The 21,087-nt window shown below is 31.0% G+C and carries 32 protein-coding genes; 16 read left to right on the forward strand and 16 right to left on the reverse strand.

The window, feature by feature from the left end:
• Positions 1–159 precede the first annotated feature (159 nt).
• Positions 160–663, reverse strand: a complete 504-nt coding sequence (locus AOB46_RS16810) for a hypothetical protein (RefSeq protein ID WP_062701483.1) — start codon at positions 661–663, stop codon at positions 160–162.
• 133 nt (positions 664–796) lie between these two features.
• Here AOB46_RS16810 and AOB46_RS16815 point away from each other — a divergent pair, with 133 nt between their 5' ends.
• Entirely contained in the window at positions 797–1,807 is a 1,011-nt protein-coding gene (locus AOB46_RS16815) for a hypothetical protein (RefSeq protein ID WP_062701491.1), read from the forward strand.
• Here the strand turns inward: AOB46_RS16815 and AOB46_RS16820 are convergent.
• The 10 genes from AOB46_RS16820 to AOB46_RS16875 form a co-directional block, all read right to left on the reverse strand.
• On the reverse strand, positions 1,802–2,767 hold the full coding sequence (locus AOB46_RS16820) for a DNA cytosine methyltransferase (protein WP_062701492.1): 966 nt from the start codon (positions 2,765–2,767) through the stop codon (positions 1,802–1,804). The genes AOB46_RS16815 and AOB46_RS16820 overlap by 6 nt on opposite strands.
• Before the next feature lie 271 nt (positions 2,768–3,038).
• Complete coding sequence (locus AOB46_RS16825) at positions 3,039–3,362, reverse strand: hypothetical protein (protein ID WP_062701493.1); 324 nt, start codon at positions 3,360–3,362, stop codon at positions 3,039–3,041.
• A gap of 360 nt (positions 3,363–3,722) precedes the next feature.
• Positions 3,723–4,841: a hypothetical protein gene (locus AOB46_RS16830; RefSeq protein WP_062701494.1), complete on the reverse strand. Its 1,119-nt coding sequence runs from the start codon at positions 4,839–4,841 to the stop codon at positions 3,723–3,725.
• A 1-nt stretch (position 4,842) separates the two neighbouring features.
• Positions 4,843–5,106 carry a helix-turn-helix domain-containing protein gene (locus AOB46_RS16835; RefSeq protein WP_062701495.1) on the reverse strand — a complete coding sequence of 88 codons (264 nt, stop codon included), beginning with the start codon at positions 5,104–5,106 and terminating at the stop codon, positions 4,843–4,845.
• A 66-nt stretch (positions 5,107–5,172) separates the two neighbouring features.
• Positions 5,173–5,649, reverse strand: a complete 477-nt coding sequence (locus AOB46_RS16840; RefSeq protein ID WP_062701496.1) for a hypothetical protein — start codon at positions 5,647–5,649, stop codon at positions 5,173–5,175.
• 7 nt (positions 5,650–5,656) lie between these two features.
• On the reverse strand, positions 5,657–6,181 hold the full coding sequence (locus tag AOB46_RS16845; RefSeq protein WP_062701497.1) for a hypothetical protein: 525 nt from the start codon (positions 6,179–6,181) through the stop codon (positions 5,657–5,659).
• A 232-nt stretch (positions 6,182–6,413) separates the two neighbouring features.
• Positions 6,414–7,571: a site-specific integrase gene (locus AOB46_RS16850; protein WP_062701499.1), complete on the reverse strand. Its 1,158-nt coding sequence runs from the start codon at positions 7,569–7,571 to the stop codon at positions 6,414–6,416.
• 768 nt (positions 7,572–8,339) lie between these two features.
• Complete coding sequence (locus tag AOB46_RS16865; protein WP_082377190.1) at positions 8,340–8,867, reverse strand: DUF4468 domain-containing protein; 528 nt, start codon at positions 8,865–8,867, stop codon at positions 8,340–8,342.
• Between the two features lie 2 nt (positions 8,868–8,869).
• Positions 8,870–9,214: a hypothetical protein gene (locus AOB46_RS16870; RefSeq protein WP_062701506.1), complete on the reverse strand. Its 345-nt coding sequence runs from the start codon at positions 9,212–9,214 to the stop codon at positions 8,870–8,872.
• On the reverse strand, positions 9,214–9,996 hold the full coding sequence (locus AOB46_RS16875; RefSeq protein WP_131724404.1) for a helix-turn-helix domain-containing protein: 783 nt from the start codon (positions 9,994–9,996) through the stop codon (positions 9,214–9,216). Before AOB46_RS16875 ends, AOB46_RS16870 begins: the two co-directional genes overlap by 1 nt.
• Before the next feature lie 180 nt (positions 9,997–10,176).
• On the opposite strand from AOB46_RS16875, the gene AOB46_RS16880 reads away from it, so the two are divergent.
• The 15 genes from AOB46_RS16880 (at position 10,177) to AOB46_RS16950 (ending at position 18,499) form a co-directional block, all read left to right on the forward strand.
• Positions 10,177–10,470: a hypothetical protein gene (locus AOB46_RS16880; RefSeq protein WP_062701511.1), complete on the forward strand. Its 294-nt coding sequence runs from the start codon at positions 10,177–10,179 to the stop codon at positions 10,468–10,470.
• A gap of 13 nt (positions 10,471–10,483) precedes the next feature.
• Positions 10,484–10,684 (forward strand): hypothetical protein, encoded by a 201-nt coding sequence (locus AOB46_RS23235; RefSeq protein ID WP_131724405.1) that lies wholly within the window; start codon positions 10,484–10,486, stop codon positions 10,682–10,684.
• Positions 10,685–10,741: 57 nt separating this feature from the next.
• Entirely contained in the window at positions 10,742–11,161 is a 420-nt protein-coding gene (locus AOB46_RS16885; RefSeq protein ID WP_062701513.1) for a hypothetical protein, read from the forward strand.
• A 4-nt stretch (positions 11,162–11,165) separates the two neighbouring features.
• Positions 11,166–11,660 (forward strand): hypothetical protein, encoded by a 495-nt coding sequence (locus AOB46_RS16890; protein WP_062701515.1) that lies wholly within the window; start codon positions 11,166–11,168, stop codon positions 11,658–11,660.
• Positions 11,661–11,662: 2 nt separating this feature from the next.
• Positions 11,663–11,956, forward strand: coding sequence for a hypothetical protein (locus tag AOB46_RS16895; RefSeq protein WP_062701517.1), 294 nt, complete (start codon positions 11,663–11,665; stop codon positions 11,954–11,956).
• A gap of 119 nt (positions 11,957–12,075) precedes the next feature.
• On the forward strand, positions 12,076–12,456 hold the full coding sequence (locus AOB46_RS16900) for a hypothetical protein (RefSeq protein WP_062701518.1): 381 nt from the start codon (positions 12,076–12,078) through the stop codon (positions 12,454–12,456).
• 154 nt (positions 12,457–12,610) lie between these two features.
• A complete protein-coding gene (locus AOB46_RS16905; RefSeq protein WP_131724406.1) occupies positions 12,611–13,156 on the forward strand; it encodes a hypothetical protein in 546 nt (181 codons plus the stop codon).
• 109 nt (positions 13,157–13,265) lie between these two features.
• A complete protein-coding gene (locus tag AOB46_RS16910) occupies positions 13,266–14,174 on the forward strand; it encodes a hypothetical protein (RefSeq protein WP_131724407.1) in 909 nt (302 codons plus the stop codon).
• Positions 14,146–14,778, forward strand: a complete 633-nt coding sequence (locus tag AOB46_RS16915) for a hypothetical protein (RefSeq protein ID WP_062701524.1) — start codon at positions 14,146–14,148, stop codon at positions 14,776–14,778. Before AOB46_RS16910 ends, AOB46_RS16915 begins: the two co-directional genes overlap by 29 nt.
• 3 nt (positions 14,779–14,781) lie before the next feature.
• Complete coding sequence (locus tag AOB46_RS16920) at positions 14,782–15,624, forward strand: AAA family ATPase (protein WP_062701525.1); 843 nt, start codon at positions 14,782–14,784, stop codon at positions 15,622–15,624.
• 1 nt (position 15,625) lies between these two features.
• Positions 15,626–16,069, forward strand: a complete 444-nt coding sequence (locus AOB46_RS16925; RefSeq protein ID WP_062701527.1) for a RusA family crossover junction endodeoxyribonuclease — start codon at positions 15,626–15,628, stop codon at positions 16,067–16,069.
• A 333-nt stretch (positions 16,070–16,402) separates the two neighbouring features.
• Positions 16,403–16,855: a hypothetical protein gene (locus AOB46_RS16930; RefSeq protein WP_062701529.1), complete on the forward strand. Its 453-nt coding sequence runs from the start codon at positions 16,403–16,405 to the stop codon at positions 16,853–16,855.
• A 171-nt stretch (positions 16,856–17,026) separates the two neighbouring features.
• Positions 17,027–17,458, forward strand: coding sequence for a hypothetical protein (locus AOB46_RS16935; RefSeq protein ID WP_062701531.1), 432 nt, complete (start codon positions 17,027–17,029; stop codon positions 17,456–17,458).
• A gap of 222 nt (positions 17,459–17,680) precedes the next feature.
• Positions 17,681–17,884: a hypothetical protein gene (locus AOB46_RS16945; protein ID WP_062701534.1), complete on the forward strand. Its 204-nt coding sequence runs from the start codon at positions 17,681–17,683 to the stop codon at positions 17,882–17,884.
• Between the two features lie 207 nt (positions 17,885–18,091).
• A complete protein-coding gene (locus AOB46_RS16950) occupies positions 18,092–18,499 on the forward strand; it encodes a hypothetical protein (RefSeq protein WP_062701536.1) in 408 nt (135 codons plus the stop codon).
• Positions 18,500–18,660: 161 nt separating this feature from the next.
• Here AOB46_RS16950 and AOB46_RS16955 read toward each other — a convergent pair whose 3' ends face one another.
• From AOB46_RS16955 to AOB46_RS16975, 5 genes are all read right to left on the reverse strand, one after another.
• Positions 18,661–19,155, reverse strand: a complete 495-nt coding sequence (locus AOB46_RS16955) for a lysozyme (protein ID WP_062701538.1) — start codon at positions 19,153–19,155, stop codon at positions 18,661–18,663.
• Positions 19,152–19,394: a hypothetical protein gene (locus AOB46_RS16960; RefSeq protein ID WP_062701540.1), complete on the reverse strand. Its 243-nt coding sequence runs from the start codon at positions 19,392–19,394 to the stop codon at positions 19,152–19,154. Before AOB46_RS16960 ends, AOB46_RS16955 begins: the two co-directional genes overlap by 4 nt.
• An 88-nt stretch (positions 19,395–19,482) precedes the next feature.
• Positions 19,483–20,169: a DUF6808 domain-containing protein gene (locus AOB46_RS16965; RefSeq protein WP_062701542.1), complete on the reverse strand. Its 687-nt coding sequence runs from the start codon at positions 20,167–20,169 to the stop codon at positions 19,483–19,485.
• Positions 20,166–20,477, reverse strand: a complete 312-nt coding sequence (locus AOB46_RS16970) for a hypothetical protein (protein WP_062701544.1) — start codon at positions 20,475–20,477, stop codon at positions 20,166–20,168. The genes AOB46_RS16965 and AOB46_RS16970 overlap by 4 nt, the downstream gene beginning before the upstream one ends.
• A 15-nt stretch (positions 20,478–20,492) precedes the next feature.
• A partial coding sequence (locus tag AOB46_RS16975) for a hypothetical protein (RefSeq protein ID WP_206542262.1) occupies positions 20,493–21,087 on the reverse strand: 595 nt, incomplete at its 5' end.

Here is a 21,087-nt window from a genome sequence, read left to right on the forward strand (position 1 = left end):
AAATTATAAAATAAAAACCGTAATACTCAATTATTCAAAGTATTACGGTTTTGTATTGTGGTCCCACCTGAACCCGAACTTTAAACAATTTTCCTTTTATTCATAGTGGTTTCAAGCATCAATAATTTATTAGGGAGAATAAAAGGGGATTATTTACAATTACAAATCTCCAAAAAAAACCTTTCTGCTAAAATTTATATGGTATTTCGAATACACTTCAATGAAGTCATTAATGTTATTTAAATTTGGAAAATCTTGCTGAAATTTATTCATATTGAATTCTAGATTTTGATCTAAGTAATTATTCCTTATAACAGTATCATTTAATCCAGACAAATCCCCTAAACGAAAACCAGCGTTTATAAATAATTGATTAAGAACAAATGCAGTTTCAGAAATAGTTAAATTTCCTTTTTGGTAAATATTCATATTATTCTTAACTACTTTTGTGAATCCCAAATTAATAAGATGCTCTTCTTTTGTTTCAAGTGGTCGTAATTGGTCTAATCTTACCAACATAGAGTGTGTTTCAACAAATATTTTAGCTTCAATATTATTGGGACTTATTTCATCTATCAATCCTATCAAATCTTTTGATGAATCGTGAGTATAAGGATAATTACCAACATACCTTACATAGTCATCTTTCTTATGTACTCTCATTTTAATATTTTAATAATCAAAGATAACAAAAGAACAAATCATTTTTAAAAATTTATTTCCTCCTCGGATGATAATTAACATTTTTAAATACAAATAAAAAAGCATACATTTGGAACTAGCATAATAATTAAGGATGGATAAAATTCTGAAGTTTCCAATTATACCACAGTCTGTTTATGAGAGGTATCGTGCAATAAAAAGAAGACCAGTTACAGACAGTGATTCAATGTCATCTCTTCTAGGCAATATTTTGAGAGATTCCTTATCTGATAATAACGAAGCTTCTACTCTGGCTAAACTCATATTGTTTGATTTAAAAAACTATCTCAATCATCCTGCTATTTATAAAGAAAAATATACAGCTAATGCATTGGAAACAAGGTTGGCATTGCTAGGCGATGGACGTACATCAGATGATTTACCTAAAACAAATCCTACTATAAATATTTTATTAGAAGAAGAGAAAATACAAAAAATCCCTTCTGAAATTTTCACAAAAATATGCTCAAATTTTAGAGAAAAAGGTGACTTAATTTTCTACAATCCAAGAATAAATAGTTCTTATAAAATTTCAATTAAATCGTTAGTTCCTGAAAATAATGAGATTAATTTTGGAGCTTTTGATTTTACAAGTTTAGTTCAAAATATTTTAGACCCTGCTTTTTTAGCCTTGGGAGAAAGAAGAAGCAAGTTAACAATCCTTAGTGAAGAAACCCAAACAGAATTTGAAATAGGAAGGGGAAGTAAGGCTCAATTACAGCAATTATTTAATTATGTAAATAGTATAGGAAAATTAGATGAATTCATTGAAAGATGGGAAATTGTGTTTGAAGGCGTTTTTAAAGAAGATATAATTATCTATATAAAAGACTATAACAAATGTAGAATGTATCTTCTTACAAATGCAGATTTTAAAAGATGTATATCTGATTCACTAAGGAACCATTGGCACGAATTTTCAAAATCAGCAATAAACCGCTGGGAAGGAAATTCCATTAGAATGGATAAAAATGTAATTCTTCGATATTGTTCGTTTGAAATAGATCAAGAATTCAGCGACTTTTTTGACGAGAGTACAATAGTTGCCAAGTTCAATGAATTAGAAAATATTAAAGCTACTCAGCTCGTTAGATTAGGGCTATAAATCTACAATTTTTTCAATTTCAGCTAAAGCTAATCCTAAATTTCTAGCAAATTCAACAGCAACAGCGTTGCCTATTTGCCTAAATTGAGATGAAGTAGCACCATAAAACTCAAAATTATCAGGAAACGTCTGTATTCTTGCAGTTTCTCTTACAGTAAATCTTCTTTTCAAATTGGGATGGACTGCAATAACTGGACCTCCCGTTCCACCTCCTCTACCAACAATTGTAGGACTAGGCTTATCCCATGACAAAGCTCTATTCCCCATATAACCATTGATCTTAACTTTATGTTTAGTCCCATAATGATTTAATATATTATTAGCACTATCCGTATATGGCTCAGGAAGATTTCCAATCGCTTTTTTCAACGTTAAATATGATTCAGGAGTATGAGTAGGTTTAGGAGGAAAAACCTCGAAAATTCTATTTCTAGTTAGATCATTATATTCTTTTGAAACACCCAAAAATATTACTCGCTTTCTTCCTTGAGGAACGCCGTAATCTGCGGCATTTAATTTGAATATTTTCACATCATAACCATGCCACCCATCATTTATTCCAATTTCAGAAAATTCTTTAACTATTTGCTTAACAACTTCACCTTTTCCTAAACTTAAAATACCAGGTACGTTTTCAGCAAGAAAAAATCTTGGACGAGTTTCATCTAACAATCTAACTATTTCTAAATACAATTCGTTTCTTTCATCTAAAACACTTCTATATTGGTTCGCTACAGAGAAACCCTGACACGGAAATCCTCCAGTTAGAATATCATACTGGGGTAATTCAGTACCCTCCAAGAGTTTTACATCTTTCAATAAAAGGGGGTGATCGAAATTTCTATCATATGTAAGTTTGCAATCTTTATCTATATCAGTAGCTAGAACAATTTCATGCCCTGATTGCACTAATCCCAAATCTAAACCTCCACATCCTGCAAATAATGAAACGACTCTCATATTAAAAATTTGACGTAAAAATATAAAATTGATTTCAAAATCTGATCTAACATATTAATCGAAAATACTAATAATCTATCTTGCAGTAAGTTAAATTTTAGTTCCATAGAATGAGTAAATTCTTTTGTAAAATGGAAAAAAACATTTAAACACATCAAAAAACGAGTTTAATAAAAATCAAAGGTAGAAAGATCATATTTATTAGTTAATTGTTTATTTGAATGCTTCCATTGAAATAAACCAATATTTGAAAACAACTTAATTGCATAAATTAAAGATCGTGATTTGAAATATAAATTTTCAACTTGTCCAAAATCTCACTCATATCTTTTCCAAAATAATTTAAAGTGAAAGTTCCTTCTAAAGATATGATTCTTTCAAATTCAGATTTTTTATCAGTACCAGTAATGATATTGTAGAATTCATCATTTTCGATTATCCATTTTTGGGCTAAACTAATTAGAGAATTCAATTTATTTTCTTTAAGTCTTTTTGTTTTTGCATTTCCATATTGATAATCTTGCTTAGCATCATAAAAATCATCTAAAATTTTTGATAAAATATCATACCGATTTTGTAATTCGCTTTTATTCATAGTTTTTAAAATTTAAAATTATGGAATCCGAATAATTAGAAATAAATAAACAAATTTTAATTTATCATTCTTGTTATTAGCTTTAAAAAAGTTAATTTATATCTAAAAAAATACAGGCTTCCATTATAATTAGCATATAAACTTTAATTTGTTTTAACTTGTAAACTTCAATAATTATTACTTATATATTTACTTTCAAAACAGGTAAACAAGTATATGGTTTCACTTGCTTTTTCTTGTATTAAATTTTCTTCGAATTTTCAACGAAAAATTTCGTTAAAGCTCTATAAAACTTTTGTATTAATAGTAGTAGTTTTTACGTCTAATATATAGGTTATATATAACTGATGATCACAAAGTTTATTTCGCAACTAAACTTTTTAGTTTTCTCGCCAATTCAGTTTTAAATTTCTCAGCATAAGTAGGACTGCTTTTTACCCTAAACTTCATATACATATCACTATAAATTTTTTCTCGTTTCAGCCTATCTCTTTTTAAAAAAGGAAGCAAGTATCTTCTGAATTCATCAAATCCATTATTGATTATTCCATTGTTTTCAAAATCAAGATATTTCAGACCCAAGTACATTAAATATTCCTCAATTGGGGTCTTGTCTTTTCCTTTTACACCATCAATTGCATTTCCTATTTGTTCGTAAATAATATATTTTTCTATTTCTGGAGATAAAACATCAACAAAAGTAAAATCATCAATTTTGTTTAAAAGCATATTGCTTAGATTATTCCAACTTTTATTTAATTTATTTAATGTACTAATATCTCCAAAATCTTTAGGGAGGACACCACTAACAGTTGTAATTTTTATTTCATAACGAATGTAAGCTTTAACTTTCTTTGCACCAACATTTAAAATATTCCTTCTTTTGGCAGGTTGCTTTTCAAAAATCTCTCCCGTATGAAACGCTCTATCTAACTTATCATAAATTGATACTTGATAATTTTTACCTATAAACTTAACTCCAGAATTTTCATAAACATGCTTTCTAGGTAAATTTTTTAAACTTCCAAAACAAGATATAATACCATTCATTGGAGTTTTAAAATGGAGAGTTACTCCCAATTCGATCTTCGTTATTTTTGCTTTCCAAAAATCTTCTTCATCAATATCAAGTTCATTAGCCCAATATTTTATTTCTCTGACAAAATCATTATAATGCAAATCACTCATTGCAATTTCTAAATCGCTCTCATCGGTTCTGATTCTATCGAAATAAGTCCTTCTAATATTTTGCTCAAACCAAAGTTTTCCAACATTCTCATCTTCTTTTTTATCATATACTATTGAAAAATAATCAAACTCACGTCCTTTAGGCTTATCCAAATCATTTTCTATTTCTCTTTTCATTTTTTTGTAATACCCTCTTTCTTTACCGTAACCTACTGGGTATATATCAAATTTCTTCAGAGCTTTTTCAGTCAATTCTACATTTTCAATATAAAATCTAATTACATCAACCATTTCATTTCTTTAAGAATTTATCAATATCTACTTTTTTCACCATAATTCTTCCATTTCGTTTTGGCTGATAAACTTTTAACCCTGAATCTCTATACCTATCGAAAGTGGAACGGCTTATTCCATAGACGTTTATAACTTCTTCTACAGTAAACATCTCTTTTAAAGTTTTCTCCTCTAACAAATCTTCTAAAAGCCTTACTCGTTTTTCTAAAGCTCTTAATCTTTTTAGAAAAAAAGCATTATTTTTAACTTCATTACCTTCCATTAAATGTGATTTATAATTTGAAATGAAATTAGGTAATTCTAAAATCTTGTAAAAGTCTTTCGAGATTTATTTTTTAGTAATAACCATTGTTCTGCTAACAATCCACTCTTTAGGTTGATAAGCCATCATCATTATATTCAAATCTTTATCTTTATATACAGATTTACCATATGTGGATTTGGTACCCTCTAAATAAGTGAATGGATACATAGATTTCATCTCTGAATACCACGTTCTCCATGGATAGATGCTTTCATTAGTGGAAATATATTCGGTTTCAAAATTTCTTTTTTTAGTGCTAGGATCAAATATTTTCCTAACTATTATAGAATCAGACATATCTCTAAAAATATCATACTTATATACATACACCTCATCATTTTCATTCTTTTTTTCTCTAACAAATTTCCATTTGGAATTTTTCAGAATTTCTTTTTTTGTTTCAAAATCTTTTTTAGAGAAAGATATAAATTCAGTAGCAGTAAATTGTTGAGACTTTGCCAAACCTGAAACAACTAACAATATAAAACAAACTTTCTTCATAATATAACTATTTAGAATCTTTAACTGAAGTGATCTCTATCTCTTGAATCCATTTAGAACTATATGAATCTTTGCTCATTTTAACTAAAATCATTAAGTTTTTTTCTGAGTAACCTACAGCTCCTTCGCCCATTCCTTGTACTCCAGAAAAATTATAGATAGTGCTTAATTCATCAAAATACTTAGAAAAAGTATCATCATAAGGAAAATATAAATCTGTAATATTAACAACCTTTTTAGAATCTGGTAATGTGAATTTCGTTAATACTACACTATAATTTCCATTTTCAGTTTTCTTTTTATAACCAGTAATAGATTTCCCTTTACTAGTTTTTCTCAATGGCATATCTGATACCCACCCTTTCTTTTTTAGAATTTCAATTTTAGAGGTAAAATCAGATTTAGAAAAACTCATTAAACTTTTTGCATCAGTAAATTGAGCATTTAGAGGATTTAAGAGCAGAACAAAAAAAGCTCCTACAATATTTTTTTTCATAGTTAAATTTGCTACCATCAGTTCCAAATGGTTCATATTTAAAAATGAAAAGCGTGGAACTAACCGTATTATCAACCGAGGTACTGGTACACCTACACAGACTAATAGGAAAGCCCCACGCAAAAGCAGGGCGTTTCACTATTTATTTCGTCTGTGTATAAGAAAATTACCAGTTTTCGGATGAGACAATAAACAGCTTACGCTTTTCGTTAAAAATTTTTATGTCAAATATTACATATTCTTAATTTATATCTACAAATTTAGGAAATTATCCATAACGGTTAACATCCATTACTTTTCTTAAATTTTTAATATTTGAATTAGCATATACCATCGTATTTGCTATTCTCCTATGTCCTAAAAGTTTACTAACAAGAGAAAGTGATACATTTTTATCATTAATCAAAAACGAAGCGAATGTATGTCTTCCTACGTGGAAAGTTAAGTTTTTAGTTATCTTACTCTCTCTAGCAATTTCCTTTAATAATCTATTTCCAACTTGATTATCGACCTCAGGAAAGACTTTATCATCTGGCTTTTTATCGCCTATTATATATCTAACTAACAAACCTCTAATTTGGCTATTTAAAGGAATGTCAATAGTGTGCTTTGTTTTCAACATTTGCTTTGAAATAATTTTTCTTTCCCAATCTAAATCTGAAATTTTAAGGGAAAATAAATCTGAATACCTTAATCCTGTAAAACAAGACAATAAAAACATATCCTTCACAACCTTTAATGTTTTTGAAGTCGGACGATATTGTTTTATTTTTAATACTTCATCTTCTTCAAGAAATACCTCACGATGATTAGGAGATTTAACTTTCACCGATTTTTTGTTCTTATAAGGATTATCAATATTGAATTTTTTATGCTCAACAGCTTCGTTGATAATACATTTTAAACATTTGTGATGATTATAAATACCACCTTCTCCAATATTTAATTTTTTTAAATAATTATCAAACTTTGTGATAAATGCTAAGTCTACATCAGAGACTAAAATTGTTGACTTAAATCCTTTCAGTCTTTTTCTTAGAGTTTCATATTTATACAATGTATCTTTTGAAAGTTCAGATTTTAGATCAACGATAAAATCAAAAACAGTAAAGAAATTATTGTTATCAGTTTTCTTAAAATAATCATCAACTAATCTGAATGTAAGAGGAATTCCAGCTAAATTAGCATTTCTAAGATATTTATCTAACCCACTTCTTTCATTTATCAATTTTGAATTTAAGTCTTTATATCCTTTTCCAATAGCTAAACCATTCTTTTTATCCCAATCTTTCAAATCAATACTTTCTCCAATTGAAATCCTTTTCTTGTTAGAATTTATAATAATCTGAATCGAAATCGGATGTTTGCCGTTTTTTAAAATCTTATCCGTACGTAAAACTGCTTTTATGGAAAATTTATCACTCATGAGTTTTCTTTTTTGAGATTTACAAAATTATTTCATTGAAATTTTAAGCGAATATAATATAAAATATGCCAAAACAAAAATTAAATCACTGAAAATCAATTATTTAAACCTTTTATTCAATACAATATTAAAGATAGCAATAAATCATCCATTGATTATAAAGGAAATCCGTAAAGTGCAAACATTTTTTTTCGGGGCGAAAAAGGGGGAACTTTTTTTAATGAACTATGAACAAATATGACGAACTAAAAACATTTACAACAATCAAAAAAGCCCCTATTAAAGGGGCTTTTGAATTTTTGAAGAAATTTCATTCTTCACCGATGTGGTCCCACCTGGGCTCGAACCAGGGACCACCTGATTATGAGCGTTTAGACCCTACCAATAGAACGACACTTAAAATTGATTGTCAATCAGTTAAGATAAAATTAAGTATTTGTTTTTTTTACTATTTTGATTAAAAGTTGCCCGGAAAGTTGCCCGATAAACTAATTTAAAACCTTTATTTTAGGAACATATTTGTTTCTATTCCATAAATATAATTTGCGTTAATATTGAAATACTGACAAAACAATCTTATATCTTCTGCAGAAAAATGATTTGCCTGTTTCCTGGAAAACTTTTCTGGAAATCTGATCTTATAAACCCGTACTGTATCAAGATTCATTACTTCATAAGCTTCAGTTTTGAATTTAATTATTCCAGAATCTTTTAAATGATCAATCACCTTGATCATATTTTTATCGGACAAAAACATAGATACAGAATTTAAAAATCATCATTTTTAATAGATTTATTGATTGTATTTTTAAAATCTCTTAAAATCAATTCACTTTGATTTTTTACATCTGATTTAATTTCATCATAAACCCTTTGAGCATTTTTTTTACCACATCCGTTTCCAAAACCATTAGGCGGGATCATAGGATCTAAATTTCCAGCATTAGCATATTTCCCGGTATGATAGAAGTCAGACAATACGATTCTGTATTTATTTTCTTTTACATCGATTACAAATTTAAAACTCACATTACTAATTTCATCATACATCATACACCTGTGTTGCTTGCTTGGATTAAGATATGCTTTCCCTATAATTCTTCCTGATTCTTTATCTTCCATGTCTATGATAGCTTTTGAAGAATTAAAAGCATTAGAAATCCAAGACTTTGCACCAGAATACAATAGTTCTTTTTTAGCTTTTAATGAATCTATGAGTTTATACTCTAAACTATTTTCTTGTGCGTAAAAAACTGTTGTGACTAAAACACAAAACATTAATAAAAGTTTTCTCATAATTAATTAAATTTTTTTTGTCTTTTTATTATAAGTTCTTCTTCCTTTGAATCTCTGATGAGGTTAAGAACTATATTCACAATTTTCTCCTTACTTTTTGGAATGAATATTCTGTTTATTTTAGGTTTAAAATCACTTTTCCGGGCTTCATTTAAATCCAAAACAAATTCTAAATGGCAGCCTTGAAGTATTTTATTATATTTAAATACTTCTTTTCTTATTTCATCTGTAAATGCACTTAACATATTATTATGAATAAGATCCAGTAAAGCCTGCGCTTCTGGATCATCATGTTTTACATTATCTGGATCATAAATCCGATATGTTATTATAGTGCTATACTTCATTATAAATCCTTCTCAACCTTTCTAACAATTAATATTTTTGAAAATTCCATAAGATCAAATGTTTCATCCGGATATTCTACCTTATCCGTATTATCTGAACTTAAAGTAATTGTATCTAAGCTTATTTTTGATATTCTTTTAAATAAAATACCTTTAGTCCTATGAAATAAACAATATACTTTATTTACTTTGAAAGTACCCTTATCTAGCCAAAATAATTTAGGTATATCTTCGCATCTGGCCCAATCACCAGGATCCAGAACCCCTGGCATTGAATGCCCGTCAACCTCAATTTTATGATAAACCCCTCTTTCGGAACGTTTAACATGGATAATTTCTTTAGCAAAATTTTGATCAATATATTCATCCGGAGCAAAAAAAGCTTTTTTAAGTCCGGCCTGTCCTTTTATTGGGATAATGAACTGAGTAGCTTCAGCAAGGTCATGATCGAAAATCTCATGACCTTCGCTTGTTAAATTAACCTTTCGGTTAATTTTAATTCGATTAAGATTATTTAACACATCTTCTTTGGTTCGGTTTAAAGAATGAATTTTTGATTCATCAGTATTATCAAACATGGATCCTTCTCCTGTTAACAACCAATTAATATTTAGCCCATATAATTCTGCTAATTTCAATGCGGTTCTGCTTCCGATACGTTTCTTTCCATTTAAAATATTACTCACATAAACCTGCGAAACATTCATATCACTTGCAATCTGACGCATTGATATTTCAAGATCCTGAAAGCCTTTTTTAAGATAAAATTGGTCTTTATTCATTTTTTTATTACTGATTATCAAGGTTATATGAAATTATTAACCTTTTTATTAAAAATAAGGTTGTTTTATTTAACTAAAAGGTTATATATTTGTGTAGTTCTTATAACATGACAAAGTTAAACAAAATAATTACTTAAAAAAATGTGGTTTTCCCCCTTTTTTTTAAAAAAAATAATTCTTATGGAAACAATTATGAATCTAAAAGCTCCAATAAATAATACATGGAGAGACTTTTTTAAAAAGTACACAAAATCTGAAGATGTAGCAAAAGTAAGTGTTGAATGTGGTATTGGTTATCACACTCTACACAATATTAAAATCTGTAATGGCAATATAGCTAATGAAAAAAACAAAAAAGCTTTGGATGCTTTAGCAAAACTAGCAATTGAAAATGCTAAAAAAACAATTGAAACCGCTGAAGTAGACATCAGACAGATGGAAGATTCGATTATGAAAATAATAGATAACAATTAAATAAGCAATAAAAATGACTGATAAAAAAGCACGTGAGATAATTGCAATGTGTGATCAGTTTGAAGCTTACACATTATCATTTACTGCCTTTGTTAAAGCTGAAATGAATGCTTTTCTGGGTGGCGTGGGAACCACCCAGAATAAGCGAAAAAGTAATTCAAAAATTAAATCTGAACAAGAAGCAAAAATTAGAGCACAGTTCAGGAGGAAATAAAAAAGGCTTACCGCTCCAACGGAAAGCCAAAGTAAAACAAATAAATGTTTCATTAGTATGAAGACAAATGTACAAAAAAATTCTGTTGTTAAAAACAACGAAAGGCAAATTGACCCTTATACAGCTTTAGAGCTGTTAAACAATGAACGTATCAGATCTGTAATTATACAGATGATTTCTGAATATGTAGTTTATTTCAGAAGGCACGACGCACTTGAAATGTATTTAAATGCATTTAATCCTAAAGATGACGAAAATCATCACAATTGCCCTTTTGATGGATTTTCAGGAGTTGGTAAAGTATTAACACTGTTGGGGATTACACCTAAAGAACATTTTGAATTCTATGAAGTATTAGGAAAAATGGCATGGGATATAATTGATAGCAGCAAACATAAGGCTGATTTAGTGGCCTTAACAGTATTATCAAGATGGATTCCGGAAATCAACAATTATTTCAACTCTAAAAATCTGTAAAACCATGAAGTCAACAGCGAAAATAAACACCCAAGAAAAAAAGCTAAATAACAAATCATTTCCTGCATTGAGAGATATTGAAATTATAAATGGAAAATCAGGCTATTTTGATAGATTCAGAGAGGGCCTTATAAAATTCACTTCAGTATTAAATCATTTCAATTGGGACCTTAGGGATGATAAAGAATTCCCTCATTTTCACAGTCTGGGTTTGTCAATGACTGATTTATACAGAGCCGGAGCAGTTAGCAAATATCAAAGATTTTGTATTATAAAACTATCATCTATTCTTTACGATGCAAGACTATTGTATGAAAACAACTTGATAGACTTCACTCAATTGCATGGAATTGTTGTTCGTGTTAAAAAAGATGCTTTCAGGAGGTTTAAATCAATTGAAAAAGCACACGCTAAAAAGCAGCTAGTAAATAACCAATTAGATGCCGATTCACTTCTTCTTTTACAGGCAAAATTAGCAATCCTAGAAAACGAAAATTAATCATGGAAAATTTCAAATTAACCTTAACAGACGTTTCTCCTGAAGTTACAATTGATGATTTAACAAAAATCAGCCTGGAATATACTCCTGATTTGATAAATAGTTTATCAAATTATGATGATGAATACAGTAAAAAATTAGCTGAGGTATTCAAAAGATTTTCTGAACATAAATCTTTTGAATTAATGAGAAAAGAACTTGAACCTATCGAACCAGATGATAACGTGTATTTTCATAACAGGTGGGATTTTAATACAAGGGCGTTTTTCTTAGAAGTGATTTACCCTGCAGCTTAACAACAAAATCTTTGAACATGAAACCACATAAAGCAGAAATACCCCCTGCAATTGCAGGGATCCTGATCATAGTCTTAATTCTTGCAACCGGATATATTCAATCACTAAATTTTTAAATCATGAACTTATCAACATATACAGAAAAAGATCGAAGAATAATTAAAATTATTTCAGATTCTGTTGCGTTCTACGCTTTCAAAAACAAATTAATTCAAAATGCTAAAATTCTGACAGGAGTTGAAATTGATATTGACTTTTTTGGAAGGGGTATTGAAGCTGCGGAAGAATACTTTTTTGAAGATAGCGGCCTTAGTGAAGATGTAAAAGACAATCTGATGGATGAATTTTTAACAACATTCTGGACGTATGAAGATCAATTTGATATTAGCAAATGTATTTCAGAAGATAAGCATTTATTTATAGCTAGTTGTATTTTCCTTGAATGGGGCGAATTGGTAAAGCGTGAAAAAGAAAAACACCAGATCAGCCATGAAAACTAACGTTACCATGCAAAGCACCGACCGGAATTTATTTGGTATGATCATCCGGCAAAACACAAAAGATGGGCAAAGCCTATCCGTTTCCGACCTGCAGAAAGCTTACAACATTGCCAGGTATCAAAATGGGTGGAGTGACCGCCGAATAAATGATATTATGAGTGGTAAGGATTTTCAGGAAAGATGCTATTACCTCCTATTTAAAAGGAATCTCATAAAAGCGGAAATTCACGCTTTTATGGAAATGATTAAAAATGAAGGAATTGTAAAAGTACTAAAAGGACTAAAAGTCTGGAAGACCGGCGGACGTGGTGAAAACAAGTCTGTTTATTGTGATCCTTACATATGGGTTCTGATAGCAATGGAGCTTAACCCGGAAATATACGCTGATGTTGTAATGTGGCTTACTGATAAGCTAATCATAAACAGGATTATAGCAGGAACCGAATTCCTGCCAATGAACCGAGCAATAAGCAGCATAATTCAAACCCCGGATTATCCACGATACAATCGATTAATCAATGAAAAGATTTTCGGTAAACATGAAAAGGGAATCCGGGATTCTGCAACACAAGATCAGTTATCAAACCTTTCAGAAATGGAAAGATCAATAATCCGGATGATTGAAATGAAAATTGTGCAAAATGAAACCCAGCTTTTAAAGTTTATCGAACTATTTACAATCAGAGCAATAGGATCTTAAATACTCGGAATTCCGTGTATTTAAACCTGTCGAATTCGACACCTTTAAAAATGCTAAAATAAAGAGGCTTTCAACGGCTCCTTTAATTAACCCCCAAAAATGTATTACTATGGCAAAATTAGGCTATATGTGGTTTTCTCAGGATTGGCTAACAAGCAACACCTTTAAGCGGCTTAAACGGTTCCCAATGGTCCGTTATGCAATCAGAGAATTAATTGATCTAATGTACAGTGAAGGAAATCCTGTTGAAATGAACCGGGAATTCCTTTCTGATGATTACAATATTAATCTATCTGATGAAGAATTTGAAAAGCTTCAAGAGTTTGTAAATATTGATGAAAATGGTAGATGGTGGATAGATTCTATTAAAAGGAGACTTACAAAAGCCCAAACAGCGCGAGAAAACGGAAAGAACGGAGGACGGCCCCGAAAAAATACTGAAAAAAAGGAGGTAGAAAATAAAACCCAAAAACCCAGTGAAAAAACCAACGACGAAAACCCAAAAAACCCACCTTATAAAAATAAAATAAATAAAAGTAAAGTAAATAATAATATACCTGTTAAATTTTCTTTTGTTTCGATCAAAGATCTAAACGAATCTGTTAAATCTTTCGAGGGTAATAAATCATATTTTTTACTTGCTTACCGATTTTGGGAATTGTGGAAAAATAAAAATCCAAACCATTCCCATTTACAAAAAGCTGATGTTTATGAATGGGTTAATACAATGAAGTTGATTATTGAAAATGATGGAAACAAAATTGAAAGAATGATAGGGGTTCTGGAATACTTCAAAAAATGCAGCGCAAAAGACGCTCGTTTTAACCCTTTTTGGTTTAAAACAATAAAATCCCTCACTGCATTTAGGAAAGTCGATTCTAATGGTGTTAAAAGGCTCGACAGTATATCATCTGATGTAGTTGATGCGGGTGAAAAATACGAAGACTTTGATAAACTTATTTTATCCACAATCAAAAAATTCCAAGAAAATGAAAGCATTAAAACATCTGGTAAATAGATTTAATTACGCATGGAATGGTTCAAAAAGATTATTTCTTGAAAAAAGAGATATTGATGCATTAAACATCCTGATTCAAGAAGAAAATTCTAAAAAAAGGAATACTCAACTTGAAGATTCGTTGATTCTTTTTTACCTGTTGGCAGCATATAAGGTTCAAAATAAAAACAATAAAGCGATTTTAGAAAAGAGAAAACCAGAAGAGGTTCGTTTTCCTTTAGGAATGCCTGAAGCCAGTACAATACTGAATCGACTTTCAAATATTTTAGATCCAAAACAACAAATCATTCAAATGATTGCAGATGAACTTTGGATTTATCAGGAGTATGAACGAATACCCAAAGACCGGGACCTGTATTTGAAAGAGCTGCAGGAAGGAATTAATACTTGGGGAAAAAGCATTGTTTTAACAGATCAGGAAATGATTCCAATAAAAAAAGAAGATAGAATAACATTTGAACAGGTAGAGGAATTACTAAATAAGGCCCTAGAATATGCTAAAGACAATTTCCCAATGTTCAATGCATTGGATAAAGACTTTTTAAAATTCATAGAAACAAAGCCTTTAAACTCTGAAAATCCTGAACGTTGGAAAGATAAGTAAATTATGCTTGAAGAAATTAATCTTAATGGGGCTCAGGATGAAGGAAAGAAATTTATCAATTGGAGAGAAGCTTTAATTCTCCCTACTGATAAAATTCCAGAACCCATTCCAATTTTGAGTATAGTGCAGGACGGGTATCAAATCCCGATTTTAAATGAGGATAACATATCATTGCTGTTCGGTCCAGCAAAAGCCCGTAAATCAGCTTTAGTTCGTTCAATATGCCAGGCGATCTTTAACGGCTCAAATGATAAAATGATTTCTAATTATCACAGAAAAAAAATATCAATCGTAGATACCGAACAATCAAGGCACCACTGTTTGAGGGCTACAAAAAACATTTATCAAATCTCCTTTCAAAAAAATATGGTTGATTATTTAAGTGTTACAACATACACAAAGGATGATAAAAAAAATCTTGTCGAATGTTATTTAGCGGAAAGCCCGGATTGTGGTCTTATGATTATTGATAATATTGTTCACTTTGCAAATGACTTTAATAGTGCAACTGAAGCAGCTGAGTTGACACAATGGCTTTTGAAAATTAAAAGCACATTTAACACTCACATCCTTGTAGTACTTCACGAAAATCCGACACCAGAAAACTTATTCAACAGCAAACCGCGGGGACATTTAGGAACGAATTTGATGAACCTATGCGAAACAGGGATAAGAATCAGAAAAGACCCTTACGATAAGACAAGAAGTATAATTTCTGCTGCCCTTACCCGCGGAAGAGATTTCAATGATATTGTACTTACAATGGATGATCAAATGGTGCCCTATCTGGATGACTTGGAAGATGATTATGATGAAGTTAAGACCAAACCTAAACCCTATCAGTAATATGCAAAAAATTAAATTAAAAATAATAGGAATACCAGTAGCCAAACAATCAGTAAGATCTGGAATTTCCCGAACAAAATTTGGGAAGCTATTTATACAACATTACCAACCGGAAAAAATAAAACAGAAAGAAAGGAATTTTGCTTTTGATGTTAAGAGCCAATTGCCGAAAGATTTTAAACCATTCCGGACCGGGATCAGCGTAAAGGCAACCTTTATTTTTCCACCTCTAAAGAATTTCACACTAAAGAAGTTGAAGGAATTGGAATCTGGGGCGAAAATTTACAAAACAACCCGGCCGGACCTGCATGATAATTTAATGAAATTGACAATGGATGCAATGAACGGAATTGTTTTTAAAGATGATTCACTGATTGTAAAAGTTGAAAGTGAAAAGATTTACGGCCTTACCCCATGCGTTGAATTGGAATTTCAAGAACTATAAAAGAGAATGTACATAAATGAAACACCCGAATCCCGAAAGGCATATATAAAGCTCTTAAGAATTGAACAGCTTGTTTACATGGGAACCATAACAAAATCGCCTTTTTTGGGGCTGTATAAAGAAATGTTACACGCACAGTTGCGAGAGTATAGAGAATTATTACCCAAACCAAACATTAAATGAACGAAACAATAATTATCGCCATATCAGTATCAGTGATTTTAATTACAATCATAATCTGTGATACCATAGAACGAATTAAGAAAAAATAAACACGATTAATATACGGAAATCCGGACCGTTCTTTTCCGGATATAATTTAAATTTTTTTTTATGAAAAAGCTATTTTTTGTAAGCGCATTTGCGCTTACCGTAATGATTTCGTGTCAAAACGAAGCAAATGAGGTAATCTCTAAAGAAACTGTTACAACTTCTAAAACTGCTGCAAAAAGCGAAGCAGAACCTGAAAACATTCTAATTTATTACCTGTCAACAGGTGAAGCAACTTATAACGGGGTTTCGCTTGAAAAAGCAACGTCTAAAGAAGCTGCAATTGCATTAGAGGCTGTTAATTCGCCTGAAACCTCGAGGTATAGGACAAATGTATATTGTCACGCAAAACAACCAGATGGAACTTCTTTAAGCTTGGTGTCGGTATACGACAGTAGCGTTAATCAAACATTTTACTTTATCGTAGTGCAAAATGGATCAAGCTCTGAAGTCTATATTAATGTAAATATTAACTGTAGAATGATTTATCAAACTTCAATTGGTATACTTCCATAAAGTAACTGTCCCGGGCCCTTCGGGGCCTTTTAAAAAAATAACAATAGAAAATCATTAGAAAACAAAACAATGACTAAAGATGCACTTACTATTATTGTGTGTATTGGACTTTCTATTTTACTATTTAGTCCATTTTTAATAAGATATATTAAGCGAAAAAGATAATCAGCCATGACAAAAGAAGAACAACTAAGATTATACTCGGCTTATTTTCCATATAAGCTGCAATTTATACATATTGATATAGATCGGGAAGATGACAAAGATGTAATAACGACATTAACAGGTGTTTTTGAAGACTGTTTGACTTTTAATAACGCTGCCGATTATTATTATAATGATGAAGAAATAATCGTTAAGCCTATTCTCTACGATTTATCCTATCTAACAAAAGAAGAGTTAATATCAGCCGGATTTACTGATCATATAGATTGGTTAACTAATGAAATTGAAGGTTGGATCGAAAAATATGGTTTTGAGAAATGCATGAATAAAATACCTCACGGTCACTTTCAATATCTGGTTTCAAAGCACTTCAACGCCTTCGGTATACCGGAAGGGGAATACATAAACAAAGCAACACTATGCAGTATTTCCGATTAACATTTGTCCCAGTAGAATATGGAGAAAAAGCATTGACGGTAATAGTGCCATTTTATTCTGAAACAGAAATGAAGAAATTCTACAATAGTGATTCAAATCAAATTATCGACTATTCTAAATGTTCCGAAAAAGAATATAATGAATGGTCAGCCACCGAGGCGAAAAAGAAAAAATACCAAAAATTAACAAAGCAACTTTAACCAATAAATAAATTATACAATTATGTTGTCAGAATTAAACGAATCAAAAAGATTCTTAATTGAAAAATACGGATCATTTGAAAAAGTAAAACCCGGAACTTATGCAATTCCTTTTAATACTTCAAAAGGTCCCGCATTTATGAAAATTGTTATAAGTACCAATATGTGCATGTCTAATTTTGGGCTGTATATAGATAAAGAATTAACAAAAAAGTGGCAAGGTTAAAAATATTGCAATCTTTGATAATATTTATAAAATTATGTACATAAAATTATGTACGATAAAAAAGATTTAACGCATGTAGACTTCCACGATTATGATAAAAACGAAGCAGAAAAACAGTAAGACTGTATTGATGCTTTCAGAAATTTACGGGTTCCCATAATAATGACTTATTTTATATTTTATATATTTGTTTAAATATGTAATCACATGAGAAAATTTATTTTAACATTTATATTATTTATATTTTTTATCAGCTGTTCTAACAGAGAAGATGAGGTAAAAGATCCATACACGGCTTTTACTTACATGCCTTTAGAAATACAAGGAACCTGGGAGTATAAAATAAGCGGAGCTGAAAACATTGATGCAATACTTACTTTTGAAGAAAAAGCTAATCATGAACCTTATATGTATATAAAAATTAATTCCTATACATATAAAGGTAAGCCTTATTATCCAACATCAGGCGGTGATGGTGCTCTATACTTCAAATTAGATAGTAAAAATACATACTCAAAAATAACGTGGGAGAAATATAACAGTAAATCAATATTGTTTAAGATTGAAAATGTAGAAAGTTATTTGATTGAAAAGATTTTTTTAAAGTCATATTAATAAAAACTAACCAAAAACCCTTAAAATTATGACAAACACAATGTTAAAACAAGACTACGATGGAATCTAACCATCTTAATTTAAACTAACAATCCTTAATAATTAAAGCCCTGCTAATGCGGGGCTTTGGTGTTATTTAAAAGGTGTCGATTTCGACAGGTTTACTTTAAAAAAAACAAATCTGCTTCTGCTTTTCTTCTCCGCACCAGTCCGTTTAGTTTTACTCCCTGAGCTGTTATGTACTTTGTTAAAAACCAATTACGAATAGATGCACCGGGCGCACGGTCATTGACAAGCTTAAAAAGCCCATCTGATCCGCCTGTATTGTAGGTGTGAGACACTAATGCATCAAACTGGTTCTGAGTAAGAATAATCTTAACTTTTTTTGCTACAATATTTTCATAGACTTCAAGGTCTTGACGTAGCGCATCTTCTGCTTGCTTCTCGGTGTGTATCGTAGCTCTTTTTTCTGCTACAGCTTTATTCCCGGCTCCTTTCAGAAAATTACCTTTTTCGTCACGCATAGCACGGCCATAACCTTCTGTCCATATTCCTACTGGGTCCATCTTTGGCTGCAATCCCGGCTTTTTCAAATCCCCATCGTGCAGGCTCTCAAATTCTTTTATAAGGTCAATTCCTCTTTGTGATGTTCTCATTTCTTTGGTCTTATAAAAATTCCCGATTCTGTTTTCTTTTCTTCAAAATCTTGAAGGTACATAGTTGAGTATAAATTACTTTTCTCATTAGTATCATTGTAATCTTCATCCCAATCAGAATAATTATCTTCTAAAATAGGGCCCCAGTTTTGCATTAACCAGCCTTCCTGATCGATATGATCTGCAAAGGCATTAAATAATTTTTCTCCCCAAATTTCTTTTAATTCTTTTTTATTCATTTCTTTAATTTTTCGTCAATTAATATTTTTGCACAGAAACCAGTTCCGGCACCTAATAAGTAGAGGGTTATTTTGAATAGTGTTTCTATCACAGCCTTATTAAATTATAAGAAACCCCAAGGCCAAACCCGGGATAAAATTGATTTGCTGCAGGAACATAATAATACCCGGCTTGAACTCCAAACCCGAACCGCTTAGGTCTGACTTCGATTCTTTTTTTGAAATGTTCAACCCCGTTTATTTTCATGTTTTTATCTGGGGAAGAAATGTCAATATATGTGTTTTCTTTTCCTAATAGCCATTTACGCTCATTATACTTTACTATGTCAACTACTGCATTGTACTTGTAAATAAGAGTACTATCCGCTGTATTAGAGACTATTTGCATATATTTGTTTTCGTAGAATATCCGGTCTTTTTCCCGTTGTTCTTTACTGGCTTTTAACTGCCCTTCAAGGATGAAATTAGCACGGGTTAACTCATCTATTTTTTCAGTGGCAATATTCAAGGCCGGAGCCAAAGTGTCTTGTACATATGTCATGTATTTTTTAGTGATATAATTATTAACAACTTCTCCTTCCTTCTGCTTAAATGTTCCGTGTAGTGTACTATCTACCCGATTCATCCAGGTAGATAACATAACACTGTCTCGCTTGCTTCTTGATTCTTCGGCTATCTTGTCATTTTTAGACGGGATAAACCAGCCTGAGAAAAGGTTTGCGACCAAAACGACGACCGCCAAAACCAAAATCGTAATTATTAGATTCTTTTTCATTTCCCTTTGTTTAAAAGTGTTTTGGCCTGCTCCTGCGTTTTCTCCCGAAGTGTGCTGTCGGCCTTCTTAATCGTTTCTTTTTCTATATACCCGGCTTTCTTCAATAGCTGATCCTTTAAGGCATCTTTCTCTCCCCTCTCCTTTTCGTATAGCTCTTTCCAATACTGTTCTGCATCGTCATTTTTGCTCATATTTATGAAATAGGTAGTCCAGAACATGACAAAGAACACCGCAGCGACAAACGCCAGCGGATTCTTTGATATAAGCTGTTGAATCTTTCCGATTTGGTTAGTATTGGGATTATCCATTTCATTTTTATGAATTTATACAAATTGAGCCGTTTTGTAAACACCTCCAGTTTCTTCAATGTGAGTATTAACCCGGACGAATCCCGAAACTCTTGTTTCTCCACTATTTTGCGTTCTAACGCCAGTTGAAGAACCTAGTATTCTCGTTGATCCAGATAATAAAAGTTTACATCCATTATTTACAATGTTATTTGCAGAAGTGTTCCCTGCATTACCTACCATTGTGTTATTAATAACGGTGACTCCGTTTGAATTAGAAATCTGAAGAAAAGGGCCTAAGAGAGTCTCGGACCAGCAATTTTCAAAAGTTAGATCAATACCTTCGCCTCCTGGACTTAACCTTGTGGCTCTTACACCACCTGTATTCGCATTTCCTGTTGTTCCACACTTTTCAAAATTGCAAGACCTGAATGTGAGGTTAGCGGCCCGATCTATATCAACTGCCAACCCTGGAATTTTTTGAAAATAAACAAAATTATATTGGCATAAGTTCGCTTGCATATACCCTGCTACACTTTGATCGCTTGTAAGAATATTAAAGCCAGCATCCTGAACATCACAATAATCAAATGTATGCCCCATAACGCCAGTTAGTCGAACAGACCAAACT

Source organism: Chryseobacterium indologenes (assembly GCF_001295265.1).
Taxonomy (GTDB): domain Bacteria; phylum Bacteroidota; class Bacteroidia; order Flavobacteriales; family Weeksellaceae; genus Chryseobacterium; species Chryseobacterium indologenes_A.

Coding starts and splice junctions, on each gene's coding strand:
- AOB46_RS16810 (WP_062701483.1), bottom strand. CDS start 663: ATGAGAGTACATAAGAAAGATGACTATGTAAGGTATGTTGGTAATTAT.
- AOB46_RS16815 (WP_062701491.1), top strand. CDS start 797: ATGGATAAAATTCTGAAGTTTCCAATTATACCACAGTCTGTTTATGAG.
- AOB46_RS16820 (WP_062701492.1), bottom strand. CDS start 2,767: ATGAGAGTCGTTTCATTATTTGCAGGATGTGGAGGTTTAGATTTGGGA.
- AOB46_RS16825 (WP_062701493.1), bottom strand. CDS start 3,362: ATGAATAAAAGCGAATTACAAAATCGGTATGATATTTTATCAAAAATT.
- AOB46_RS16830 (WP_062701494.1), bottom strand. CDS start 4,841: ATGGTTGATGTAATTAGATTTTATATTGAAAATGTAGAATTGACTGAA.
- AOB46_RS16835 (WP_062701495.1), bottom strand. CDS start 5,106: ATGGAAGGTAATGAAGTTAAAAATAATGCTTTTTTTCTAAAAAGATTA.
- AOB46_RS16840 (WP_062701496.1), bottom strand. CDS start 5,649: ATGAAGAAAGTTTGTTTTATATTGTTAGTTGTTTCAGGTTTGGCAAAG.
- AOB46_RS16845 (WP_062701497.1), bottom strand. CDS start 6,181: ATGAACCATTTGGAACTGATGGTAGCAAATTTAACTATGAAAAAAAAT.
- AOB46_RS16850 (WP_062701499.1), bottom strand. CDS start 7,571: ATGAGTGATAAATTTTCCATAAAAGCAGTTTTACGTACGGATAAGATT.
- AOB46_RS16865 (WP_082377190.1), bottom strand. CDS start 8,867: ATGAGAAAACTTTTATTAATGTTTTGTGTTTTAGTCACAACAGTTTTT.
- AOB46_RS16870 (WP_062701506.1), bottom strand. CDS start 9,214: ATGAAGTATAGCACTATAATAACATATCGGATTTATGATCCAGATAAT.
- AOB46_RS16875 (WP_131724404.1), bottom strand. CDS start 9,996: ATGAATAAAGACCAATTTTATCTTAAAAAAGGCTTTCAGGATCTTGAA.
- AOB46_RS16880 (WP_062701511.1), top strand. CDS start 10,177: ATGGAAACAATTATGAATCTAAAAGCTCCAATAAATAATACATGGAGA.
- AOB46_RS23235 (WP_131724405.1), top strand. CDS start 10,484: ATGACTGATAAAAAAGCACGTGAGATAATTGCAATGTGTGATCAGTTT.
- AOB46_RS16885 (WP_062701513.1), top strand. CDS start 10,742: ATGAAGACAAATGTACAAAAAAATTCTGTTGTTAAAAACAACGAAAGG.
- AOB46_RS16890 (WP_062701515.1), top strand. CDS start 11,166: ATGAAGTCAACAGCGAAAATAAACACCCAAGAAAAAAAGCTAAATAAC.
- AOB46_RS16895 (WP_062701517.1), top strand. CDS start 11,663: ATGGAAAATTTCAAATTAACCTTAACAGACGTTTCTCCTGAAGTTACA.
- AOB46_RS16900 (WP_062701518.1), top strand. CDS start 12,076: ATGAACTTATCAACATATACAGAAAAAGATCGAAGAATAATTAAAATT.
- AOB46_RS16905 (WP_131724406.1), top strand. CDS start 12,611: ATGAGTGGTAAGGATTTTCAGGAAAGATGCTATTACCTCCTATTTAAA.
- AOB46_RS16910 (WP_131724407.1), top strand. CDS start 13,266: ATGGCAAAATTAGGCTATATGTGGTTTTCTCAGGATTGGCTAACAAGC.
- AOB46_RS16915 (WP_062701524.1), top strand. CDS start 14,146: ATGAAAGCATTAAAACATCTGGTAAATAGATTTAATTACGCATGGAAT.
- AOB46_RS16920 (WP_062701525.1), top strand. CDS start 14,782: ATGCTTGAAGAAATTAATCTTAATGGGGCTCAGGATGAAGGAAAGAAA.
- AOB46_RS16925 (WP_062701527.1), top strand. CDS start 15,626: ATGCAAAAAATTAAATTAAAAATAATAGGAATACCAGTAGCCAAACAA.
- AOB46_RS16930 (WP_062701529.1), top strand. CDS start 16,403: ATGAAAAAGCTATTTTTTGTAAGCGCATTTGCGCTTACCGTAATGATT.
- AOB46_RS16935 (WP_062701531.1), top strand. CDS start 17,027: ATGACAAAAGAAGAACAACTAAGATTATACTCGGCTTATTTTCCATAT.
- AOB46_RS16945 (WP_062701534.1), top strand. CDS start 17,681: ATGTTGTCAGAATTAAACGAATCAAAAAGATTCTTAATTGAAAAATAC.
- AOB46_RS16950 (WP_062701536.1), top strand. CDS start 18,092: ATGAGAAAATTTATTTTAACATTTATATTATTTATATTTTTTATCAGC.
- AOB46_RS16955 (WP_062701538.1), bottom strand. CDS start 19,155: ATGAGAACATCACAAAGAGGAATTGACCTTATAAAAGAATTTGAGAGC.
- AOB46_RS16960 (WP_062701540.1), bottom strand. CDS start 19,394: ATGAATAAAAAAGAATTAAAAGAAATTTGGGGAGAAAAATTATTTAAT.
- AOB46_RS16965 (WP_062701542.1), bottom strand. CDS start 20,169: ATGAAAAAGAATCTAATAATTACGATTTTGGTTTTGGCGGTCGTCGTT.
- AOB46_RS16970 (WP_062701544.1), bottom strand. CDS start 20,477: ATGGATAATCCCAATACTAACCAAATCGGAAAGATTCAACAGCTTATA.